Source organism: Holospora elegans E1 (genome assembly GCF_000648275.1).
Classification (GTDB): Bacteria; Pseudomonadota; Alphaproteobacteria; order Holosporales; family Holosporaceae; genus Holospora; species Holospora undulata_A.
In genome coordinates this window covers 1-9,267 of sequence record NZ_BAUP01000093.1, presented here as the reverse complement: position 1 = coordinate 9,267, position 9,267 = coordinate 1, and the positions used below count along the sequence as shown (strand labels likewise).

General features: G+C 33.0%; 8 protein-coding genes and 1 other RNA gene. 3 read left to right on the top strand and 6 right to left on the bottom strand.

Features of this window, described 5'->3' with window-relative positions; translation table 11 throughout:
• Window positions 1–524: 524 nt before the first annotated feature.
• Window positions 525–3,323: a hypothetical protein gene (locus HE1_RS03890; protein WP_035544929.1), complete on the bottom strand. Its 2,799-nt coding sequence runs from the start codon at window positions 3,321–3,323 to the stop codon at window positions 525–527.
• A gap of 636 nt (window positions 3,324–3,959) precedes the next feature.
• Window positions 3,960–4,103: a hypothetical protein gene (locus HE1_RS08955; protein WP_161630409.1), complete on the bottom strand. Its 144-nt coding sequence runs from the start codon at window positions 4,101–4,103 to the stop codon at window positions 3,960–3,962.
• A gap of 804 nt (window positions 4,104–4,907) precedes the next feature.
• On the opposite strand from HE1_RS08955, the gene rpsU reads away from it, so the two are divergent.
• From rpsU to HE1_RS08950, 3 genes are all read left to right on the top strand, one after another.
• Window positions 4,908–5,111: a 30S ribosomal protein S21 gene (gene rpsU, locus HE1_RS03885; RefSeq protein WP_035544927.1), complete on the top strand. Its 204-nt coding sequence runs from the start codon at window positions 4,908–4,910 to the stop codon at window positions 5,109–5,111.
• Between the two features lie 551 nt (window positions 5,112–5,662).
• Window positions 5,663–6,015: RNase P RNA component class A (rnpB, locus tag HE1_RS06540), an RNA gene on the top strand.
• Between the two features lie 101 nt (window positions 6,016–6,116).
• Window positions 6,117–6,380 (top strand): hypothetical protein, encoded by a 264-nt coding sequence (locus HE1_RS08950; RefSeq protein ID WP_162531245.1) that lies wholly within the window; start codon window positions 6,117–6,119, stop codon window positions 6,378–6,380.
• A 258-nt stretch (window positions 6,381–6,638) separates the two neighbouring features.
• Here the strand turns inward: HE1_RS08950 and HE1_RS10360 are convergent, their stop codons facing one another.
• The 4 genes from HE1_RS10360 to HE1_RS03870 all read right to left on the bottom strand — a co-directional run bounded on the left by HE1_RS10360 (window position 6,639) and on the right by HE1_RS03870 (window position 8,740).
• Entirely contained in the window at window positions 6,639–6,707 is a 69-nt protein-coding gene (locus HE1_RS10360; protein ID WP_373279902.1) for a transposase, read from the bottom strand.
• 101 nt (window positions 6,708–6,808) lie between these two features.
• Window positions 6,809–6,946, bottom strand: coding sequence for a hypothetical protein (locus tag HE1_RS08945; protein WP_162531247.1), 138 nt, complete (start codon window positions 6,944–6,946; stop codon window positions 6,809–6,811).
• Between the two features lie 364 nt (window positions 6,947–7,310).
• Window positions 7,311–7,844 carry a hypothetical protein gene (locus tag HE1_RS03875; RefSeq protein WP_162480324.1) on the bottom strand — a complete coding sequence of 178 codons (534 nt, stop codon included), beginning with the start codon at window positions 7,842–7,844 and terminating at the stop codon, window positions 7,311–7,313.
• Window positions 7,845–7,852: 8 nt separating this feature from the next.
• Window positions 7,853–8,740 carry a peptidylprolyl isomerase gene (locus HE1_RS03870; RefSeq protein ID WP_162531246.1) on the bottom strand — a complete coding sequence of 296 codons (888 nt, stop codon included), beginning with the start codon at window positions 8,738–8,740 and terminating at the stop codon, window positions 7,853–7,855.
• Window positions 8,741–9,267: the final 527 nt, after the last annotated feature.

Sequence of the window (9,267 nt, the reverse complement as noted above, 5' to 3'; positions counted from 1 at the left end):
TCAAAATTCCATTATTTCAATTTACATTAGATCTAGAGAAATCTTTTATTAAAACATTAATTATTATTTCAGGAGGGGATTTCAATGCTGTTAAACATTTATTTTGACACTTTCAACACTTATGCTTCAAAACGGCGGTCGTGCTGAAACCAAAACGCTGAGCAATTCAGTTCATTGAAAGGCCGCTTGCGTATAAAACGAGGGCTTGGAGCTTGTCTTTATCGGGCACACCTCGTAAAATTTTTCCACATTTTTTATATTTGTACCGCTGCCCCCTCGAACAAAACCGATTTTAAAGAACTCCGAACATTCACAAAATTTACATACAATCATTTTTAGAGACTTTTAAAAGACTTTCTTTACCAATTCTAATAAAAAATATCTTTAGTTAAAATCTTCAAATAGAGATGATGAATCAAATAAGAAATCTGAAACTTTTATACCTTATTTGATTTCATCATTGTTTGTATTTACATACTATGATTTTATAATTATTGAGCGACTTTTAGAATTTCTTAGTACCTTTACTCAACCTCCATTTTTTTAAGAAACTTAGTCAAAGAACTAGAATCATTTTTTTCTTCTAAGATTTTTTTTACTTTCTTGATCAAATTATTTTTAGAGATTCCAGCTTTTCTTGTTAAACCATACAAGGCATCACGAAAAATCCACCTATTAACACGATCTAAAGCATCCAAAGCAAGGCCGAGATTGTCAGATTCGTCATCGTTTAATAAAGCGGATATAATACGATCAGGAGTAATTTTTTCACCGCATAAGGCAGTAAGTGCCGGAACAATGCATGAATTAACTCCGGAATTATCCACCAATAAAAACAATACTTTATTTGAAGGTTCTTTTAGATTTTTCAGTTCCAAACTATTTGTATCAAAATTTTTATGATTTTTTCTGGCATCGAGATTTTCTTTATCTATGGCTTTTATGGAACGCTCAAATGCAACTAAAGCGTGACCAAAAAAAGCTGGTTTAGTCTTTAAAAACCCAATCCAAGAGTCTGAATATTCTCTTTCTCTACTATAAAAATCTGCTACAGAAATTAAAAAACGGTAAAAAATATTTAAATCCTCATACAAACAAAAAACTGTCTCTAAAAAAAATTCTTTTTTGGTCATTCTATAATGATCACAGTCAATAAAATCATTTAAAATTTTATTAAAAATATCGTCTTTGTTTTTAAAAACACTCAGCAATTTGTAAAAAAGTGTAGGAGCAAGAACAAAGGGTAAATTATTTTTTTTCTCTAATATTAATGAAACAATACGCTCAACTCTGTCCAAAGTTAATTCATCTAATATTGAATAAAGAACGTTTAAGTCAATTTTCTTTTCTAATAATATTTTAATGACGAGATCAATTTTCTCTATTTTTACGGTACTTAACGAGCTTTTTAAAACTTTAACTACGTCTCTTTGCCAAAAATTTCTAAAATAATTTCTATCCAAAATATCTAATACAGTCGTAAAAGTTTTTGAGCTACTGTCATTTAATAAATCAGGCAAAACAAAATGAAAAAATTCCTCTTCAATACTTTTTGCAAAATAATCAGAAACTTTTCTAAAATCTTCCCTTTTCTTTGAAATCGCTTTAGAAGCGTTTTGTAAAGATGAATTGTATTCAATTTTATTTAGAGCTATTAACGCTCTCCAAAATAAAATCGAATTTTTACGCTCTAATATAACATCACAAACAGATATAAGTCTTTCAAACACTTTATCATTTTTAAGATCAAAAATTTCTTTTTGATTTAAATTACTATCTAGATCAGTATTCATTCCAAAACCACTGTATATCCCTGAATCATCCTCTGCGATATAATCCCCCCCCAAACTACTATATCGTTTTGATTTTTCGCTTAAATTACACTCAGTTCCCAACCTATTAAAGCTTCTTGATGCTCTAATTGAATTACAATCCTCGCTTAAACCTCCTTTTAAATTATGGCCCATTTCTAAGCTAGTTAGCTGTCTTGAAGCTCTACTTAAATTATGATTCATGCTTAAATTACTATATCGCCCTGAGTTATGATTCATACTTAACCTACTATGTCGTCCTGAGTTATGATCCGCGTCCAGCTCCAACCCGTTATATTGCTTTGAATTCAAAGAGGCAAAAAAAGAAGAATTAAAATCTGGAACCTTAGTAAACAAAATATAAAAAAATCTTTCCAAAATTTCCCCATTACGCGAAATACATACGTTTGAAGTTTCACGTGATGCTGAATGCGCCGAAATAAAAAAATCTAAAAACTGTCCTAATTTTTCTAAACTAGGACAAGAAAGATCTATAAATTCATGCAAAGCACGATCAAAAATATTTTGGTCAGAATATTCTTCATCTTCTCGACTGGAATTCCATACAGAAATATGTCTTAAAGCAGATAAAGCATCAAAAAAATCTTCCGAATCATCGATTTTCTTAGTAAATACTTTAAATACCCCCCCCCCTAATAAATTTTTATTTTTCATATTCAAATCATCCAAAACGTCGTAAATGATCTTTTCATCAATACTGGAAACTATTTTTTTATCAGCATTTTGGACCAAAAGGTAGTTAAAAACACATAAAGCTTCACCTAACCCAGCTTTTTTGTCCAGTAAATCAACACTATTCTTACGAGTTGGAACAAAATTTGTGATCGTTTGAGTACTTGAATGTTCATTTTTAAAACCGATTAAGCGCTTAAAAATTTTACAAATTTTACCAAAAAATGCTTCATTCGAGCTTTGCACTGGAAGCAAGGACAAACGAGAAGATTTTGAAACAAAAATTTCAGATTGTCGGTTTCCGCTTAAGAGCGGTGTATTAAGGAGAAGAGCTCTGCACAATTCAACAAACCTGTTATCTAAATGGATTAAAGGAGATGCAGAATCCAAAATCGTTAAAACATAATCTAAAATAGAAAAACTATTTTTTTTCAATAGAGATAAAATTTTAAACAATTTTACTGAGTCAACGTGTTCCAAGGCTTGCTTTAACTCACAAACAGAAGGATTACAATAATTCGTGATGCGATCAAAATTTTCCGGAATACGCAACAAAAAATCGCATTTTTCTACCACATTTTTTGAAAAACTAAAAGAGTCTATATCATCATCTTGTTTCGTTAGTATGCCAACCAAAGCGCAATTAAATTCATCTATTTCTGTAGAAAAAATAGCACCGAGATTAGAATGGCTAATAGAAGAAACTTCAGTAACCATAGTTCTTTTTTCTTTTTCTGGACCTAATCCATAGACAATATCCTCTGAAAAAAAAAATTTAAAAACTAAAAAAATTAAACTTAGTAAAACCTTGTCATTCATTTAAATTCTTTATTAATTTTTAGTTTTTTAATTGTATAGAAAAATATCCAAATGTCAACAAATTTACTAAAAAAACATTTTGTTTTTGATTAAAGAGCTCGTAAAAAAATATTAATTTCCCTGAAGATTAAGAGCACGGTATTTAAAATATTCTCTAGATTCTTTTAAGAATTTTTAGACGTTTTTTGATCAGCTGAAAGATGCTTATCCAAAGGCGCCTAACATTCACCTGATCTTGGATCAAGGACCCAAAAAGCAGCGAAAAAAAAGGGATTGAGATTCATTATTTTCCCTCCTATACCCCCCATCAAAGAATGAAAATGTGCGCAATAATCGATTTTTCGTCTCTACCAAAGAGTTTGGCAAGAGTATACTGCATTTTTTCGACCAAACCTGGGACAATTTTCAACGCATTAGTCCAACACTTTCAGTTTGATTTGGTATATAGACGCATTTTGTAACCCGAATTGCCACAAAAAGATACCCCTTCCCCTCTGGGCACTTGCGTATCGATATGCACAAAACCAATATGGATAGTTCTTAAAATGTTTCTTTTCTTGAGGGGGGCTTTACACATCATTTTTTGGAAGAACATTGAGACCATTTCGTTTAAGGCAGCAATAAAATTGGAACGTTTCAGTTCGGGGAGGTGTCTTTTAGAGCAATATAAACCTCATCAAGCGATAATTTAGAAATACGTCTAGATTTGGAAAGCACATGGTGCTGCGTTAAGGATAAGACGCGCTTTGGCTGTGTCGGGCCCGAGCGCTTATACCTCAACGCTTAATGTCTTCTTCCATTTTAGAACCGTCTTGACGTTTAGGGTATGGCGTTTTGCAAGCGTTGGTGCGCTCTATTTAGATTCTTGTAGTTCTTTTCTGATTCTTGGCTGTGTCTTGCATTCGCATGCAATAATTATTTCCCGTAAATTTGTCTCCTTGAGTTCTTTATAGATTACACTATAAGAGTTAGGAACTAAACAGCTAGCCATATAAAAGTGCATCCTTATGCAACAGAGGTTAAGGAAGGTACGCCAGGACATGGGCTGCACAAAAGAGGGCTCAACGCGAAAATACAACTCGAAGCTAAATTTGGCCGTGGATGCCCAGAGACATGCCGGCCAGAGATAATTTACCTCGGATAGCATTGTTGATTGCAAACAAGCTAGCCAGCGTGTTGAAGGAATAGATGCTCAAAATCTTCTTGCATACAAAGGACGTAATACCAATCAAATGGTTGACGAGGAAAGAAAAAACAACATAAATCCTGTTATTTCCCAAGACAGCACAATAAAGATATTTACAAATTTAGACATCCTGTAGAGAACATATTTCTTTACCTGAAACGCTGAAGAAGAATTGCAACGCGATACGCAAAAAATACTTCTTCATTTATTTCTGTTTTTCAAACTAGATATATTTTTTTTGGTTGAATTTCTCGTGACTACACTATTTAAAACATTTGAGTTAATTTCGCAAAAGAGAGATTAAGGAAGAAATAACGCGATAAAACAAAAAGGAAATTGATCAAATACAAAAAATGTGATAGAATTTTCAAAGGAAGCATAAAAAAGCGTAAAATACAGTGGCAGTTGTTGTTAAAGACGGAAACGTAGAAAAAGCGTTAATAGAAGTAAAGCGAAGACTTCAGTTAGAGGGGCTTGTAAAAGAAATTCGAAAAAGGGAGGCGTATATTCAGCCTTCGAAAAAGCGGAAAGAGCAAAAAAAAGCTGGGCGTCGCAGATTAATGCGTGCTCTGTCTAGGCGTATGGCAAAGGATGGGTTTTAGCTGAGTAAGGAATATTTTCGATAGAAGGGTTTATTTATTTTTTTTTATCAGATATTTTAGAATTTCAGATAAAGATAATAGGTTTTATTTTAGGAAAATTAAAGAAATTTTGAGTGCAAAAAGTTTTCTCTTATAATATAGTCTTTGATCGGGAGGAAATAAGAGATGTATAAAAAAGTAAAATTTGTGCTCAAATAATATATTATTCAGTTTAGCAACAGAATTTAGAGTTTTTGGTTTTCTTTGTGATATGGGGGGTAGTTGAGAACCTAAATCCCATCTTAAAGGGTTTTTTTGATAAAAAATCAAAAACGTGTTAAATTAAAATTTCTTTGCAGTGAAAAGTGTGTTGTGATATAAAGCTTCTTTTTAAAGATCTTTTTAAAGAATTTTCAGCGTATAGCGTTGCTAAACGTACGAGAAGAATTTTATATTCTGCGTTTATGAAAGTCTAAATTTGGATCGTAAAAAAATAGGTTAACTAATTTTAGTATTCGGTTTCAATTTATTTTTTTATTGAAGGAAGAAGTATGTTTTGCTATAATAAAAGAGCGGAAAGATGAGCGAGCGCTGTAACAAATAATGTTAAAGAGGAAAGTCCGGGCTCCACAAAAACACAACGCCGAGTAACACTCGGCCAGGGTAACTTGAGGGATAGTGCCACAGAAAATATACCGCTTTTTTTAAGGTAAGGGTGAAATGGTGCGGTAAGAGCGCACCGCGTTGGAAGTAATTTTATACGGCAAGGTAAACCCCGTTGGGAGCAAGGCCAAATAGGAGTGATAAAATTGTGCTGTGTTTTTGAGCAATGTCACTCGGGTAGGCTGCTAAAGTACTTTAGTAATAAAGTTACGTAGATAAATGATCGCTAAAACAGAACCCGGCTTACAGTTTTTCCGTTTTTATAGTCTTATCAAAAAAATAAACTCTCAATCATCCGATCCAAAAAAAAGATCTACGTTTTTCCAAAAAATTGAAAGAAGATACGCAGATAGGTTATAGTGAGTGATGAAAGTGGTTTTGCTCGATACGCCAAAAACGCATAGTTGCTCTGATAAAGGCAAGCGGTGTTATGGCTCTCATGATTGGGGGAGAACAAATGCCTTAGGCGCTTTAGTTGACCAAGCTATAATTGAAATTAGTTTGATATTTTGCTCAGTAAATACAGATTTTTTTGCATCTTGGGTACAGCAGATTTTATTACCAAACATTCCAAAAGAAAGCGGTAGTGTTATGAATAATGCCGCTTTCCAAAAGGGAAAGCTATGAAAAAGATGCAGGTCGTAGTTTGCTTTATTTGTATCCTTATTCCCCTGATCTCAATCTTATTGAGAAAAAATGGGCCCAAGCCAAACAATAAAAAGAAACGCCACCTTACTCAATTGATTTCTTATTTCAATTCCATTTATTGTAATCTTTTTATACTGATTTAGCTATAGCTATAATAATTTAGGTTGAATTAGATATTTTAAAGAACTACAAAATAGCATCGAACAGAGCGTTGAAATTTAGTATATTGCATTCAATTCACCCCTTCATATTAGCCCAGAATTTCTCTATTGGATTCAAATCAGGAGAGTAAGGAGGTAGAAAAATTATACTGAATTTTACAGATTCTATTCATTCTATACTTCTCTTGGATTTATGAAAAGAGGTATTATCCATAATAACACCTTGACCAGGATTTAGTTCCTTGATCAGAAATCTACCCAAGCTTGGAATAATACTGTCTCGCAAGATCCGTTACCCCCCATTGGCGCTATGGGCGTGTTATTAACCAAACCGGAGGCAACATCGCCATGGATCTTGTCGACCGCGTCAATGACAACTTTCAACGCATTAGTCCAACACTTTCAGTTTGATTTGATATAAATATTCTATTACCCTTTGTATTAAATCGTTGCCGTAGCTCTTTGTCGTTTTCCTTTTATTGTAACAAAAAAATCACACCAAATTCAACCTAAATTACTATAAATGATAATTTACGAAGAAGTCTAGTAAAACAATGATTATTCGCAAAAAACGCAAGAAAAATATAAAAAAAGAACTTAAAAATATGTTTTCATAAACCTAGAGCTTATCATCATTAAAAAAACGTTTAAGCAACTTTTTTAGGGAATTTAGGGTGACTTACTTTTTTAGAAATTTCCTAGGATGATTTTTCGTAAAAACAATCATTTTCATACTCATGAACACGCTTTAGTGATCAATATACTTATTGTAAGAAAAAAATTTATTCAGCATACGCCTAAAAAATCCATCAAATGCAATGCCCAAAACAGACTGAAAAAAATTCCAAGGAAACAGCGCAAGTAATCCAAATTTTCTAGCAACACACAAATTGGGACTTAACAAAATACAGTGCACTGCTCCGCAGATTTCTAGAAAAAACAACGCTCCTAACCACTTAATCCAACTGGAAATTTCTTTTTTACAACAATAATTAGTCCACAAAAGTACGGGGATTATCCCCCAAAAATATCCTCCACATGGACTGGAGAGAATACGAGGAGATATGGGGCAAATCCAACTCCATCCTATTATTCCGAACAATACCCACGTCAACATTATGCTTATTAATTTTTCTTTGCAAAAACACTGCGACAAACCGACAGAAAAAATATAAAAGAAATTCCAAGCCAACGGAGCAAAAGGAATTTGGACCAAAAAAACAACAATCAGCAACACTATGGCCTGAATATGGGGTAGACACACTTTAAAAATTAATCGCATAAGTTGCTTTATTCTTTAAGATCAGGAGAAAAATATTTTTCCGCTCCTTTTAATATTTCGTAATTTTCCCCATTTAATAATTTATCTATTTCTTGCTGAATTCTGCTCTTTTTTCGCTCGTGCCGAAGAATAGCTCTAATTTCTGAATCTGGGGGACAAACTTGTTTTAGCTCTTTCTGCATTTTTCGCCCTAAAAAAACGACACAGACTACTGCTCTTAAATTTTTCAACACATAAGGACCTGATATCTGTCCTTCGGTGCTTTCAGAAAAGATCTTTAATAAATCAGGTTCTAACATATGTTCTGGTATCCATTCCACAATACCAGCATTTTTTTTACTGTTACTTTGAGAAAACTGACTAGCTACCTGAGGAAAGGGAGCACCTTGATCCAACATGTCACGAATATTAGTCATCTCTTTTAGAGCCTCTTCAGGATGCAATTTATAAAAGATTACAATTTCTCCATAACGAATATATTTAAGCGTAGCGGGACGTTGATACCAATTTTTTTTATAAGCTGCGATTTCCTCTTTGCTTACAAAAAAATCCGATCCATACCTTCCCTCTATGTAAGAATCCCAAGATAAATTAGCCCTTAATTGTTCTTTTATAATTTTAATTTCTTCTGGCAGCAAAGACACCGTAGGACAAGATTTTTTTAAATCTTTAAGCCAAAACCTGTACATTTGTTCCAATTGTTGAGCTGGAATTTCTATTTTGTACTGCACAGCAAGCGCTAACTGTAAACGCTCCATCAGAATTTGTCTAAAAATAGAGGGGGCATACTGAAAAAAAGAAGCTTGAGGAATGAAAACTTGATGTATTTTAGGCAGAAACAAAAATCTAGCCCAAACATCTAGTGTTGTGATGGGACGTTTTTGAACAGTAGCCAAAACAAAACAATCAATTTTATCAGCGTTTGATAAAATTGGCGTAAAAATAGAACATCTAAAAATAATTTTTAAAAAAAATTTTGTTACATTTATCTTAAAACGCATTACTAAAAGAAACAAATCGCGAACGTCTTTTAGTATCTCAAAAACTTAATATTTTTTCAAGAAGATTTTTAAATTTTTTTTAGACTTCTTCGAAAAACAGACCAGTTAACAAAACTACGTTCATAAAAATATAAGAAACTCTTTGATTCAATAGATCAGCTGCTTAAGTCATGATATTAGCTTTTCACAATTCCCGCGCAGAGACTTTTAAAACCTTCGTACTTAGTATGATCGATTAGCGAAAGGTTCAGCATCCTGCGCTGATCCATAAGATGAACGCTCCAGCTTCAATAAAATCCCAGCTTGAACGCGTCAGGCGTTTTTTTAAAAGGACAAGTAATTGATTCTGGACTCTTCTCAAAAGCCTTAATATCAAGCATTTGGGAGCAAATTCCTATCTTCTCAAAAGCCTTAATATCAAG

Excerpts from the sequence above, each read along its gene's own strand:
- HE1_RS03890 (WP_035544929.1), bottom strand. The coding sequence starts at position 3,323 with ATGAATGACAAGGTTTTACTAAGTTTAATTTTTTTAGTTTTTAAATTT.
- HE1_RS03875 (WP_162480324.1), bottom strand. The coding sequence starts at position 7,844 with ATGCGATTAATTTTTAAAGTGTGTCTACCCCATATTCAGGCCATAGTG.